The organism is Thermophagus xiamenensis (assembly GCF_900112795.1).
Taxonomy (GTDB): domain Bacteria; phylum Bacteroidota; class Bacteroidia; order Bacteroidales; family Marinilabiliaceae; genus Thermophagus; species Thermophagus xiamenensis.
Map to the genome: position 1 here is coordinate 1 of NZ_FONA01000056.1, position 1131 is coordinate 1131.

A 1131-nucleotide genomic window follows, 5' to 3' on the forward strand; every position below is an offset into this window, starting at 1 on the left:
CACCACTTGTACTCAGTAAAAATCTAAATATCACTATCTTTACGCTTCCGAGCGGAGGCTCTCCCCCTTCAGGGGGTTGGGGGGTGCGCGATGGATAAACTCTATATTAATTTGCACTTATTTTCCAACTTCCCAACTCTCACCCCTCTGACTCCCCTAAAGGGGAGAACCGTCTCACCCACACCACTTTACACTAAGCAAAAATCCAAATTTTACTATTTTTACACTTCCGCGCGGAGGCTCTCCCCCTTCAGGGGGTTGGGGGGTGCGCGATGAAAACTGTCCTTATTTAAGGCAAAGGCAATCAGAAAATTAATTCCTTCTTATTATAATCAGGTGAAGTATATCCTTAGAAGGATATGACCCGTCTTATTATAATCACATGAAGTGTGTCCTCAGAAGGACATGACCCGTCCTATTATAATCACATGAAGTGTGTCCTCAGAAGGATATGACCCGTCTTATTATAATCACATGAAGTGTGTCCTCAGAAGGATATGGAATTATTAATTAATATTACCCGAAAATGAAAAAAATTACGTTATAAAGTTTTAATAAAAGAGGGGAGAATTTAACAGGTAAGTATTTGATAAAGGAGCATAAAAAAAAGCCTCCCGCAGGGGAAAGGAGGCTTCTTAAAATTAATACTTAAAAATCATGCAACTGTAGTCCTGTTTTCAGCGTTGCAACACCCTAAAAATGTTTATTAAGGCAATTTCAGAAGTAAGAAAAAATTAGAATAAAACACAGAAGCCGGGATTTAAATTCCGGCTTTTTTATTTACATAAGTTATTCAAGACAGTTATATGTTAATTAAAATTGTTATTATAGGTGCTTTAAGAGCATACCATCCCCATCGGGAAGCCCGTTAGAATTAATAGTATTGCTAAAATGATTTTAAGCAACCTTTGTGACCTCTTGCCCGGCCTGGTACATCCGCCTTCCTATCTCCAATGCGTTGCCCGTATGTATGCCAAAAAATATCCAGAGTATTTCATTCTCTTTGGTGCGTGCATTTATGCGCTCTAATAGGTAATGCTGTTTGTCTTTCCCAAAACTTCCTTCAAGCCGGCTTGCTCGCTCTTTGGTTATGATTTGGGCCATTTGTTTTCTCTCTTTTTCGTATTTCCC

Annotated in this window: 1 protein-coding gene; it reads right to left on the minus strand. The window is 39.1% G+C overall.

Annotated features, from left to right (window positions below; all coding sequences use genetic code 11):
- Positions 1 to 897 precede the first annotated feature (897 nt).
- On the minus strand, positions 898 to 1131 hold a 234-nt coding region (locus tag BM130_RS15105), incomplete at its 5' end, for a hypothetical protein (RefSeq protein ID WP_367889486.1).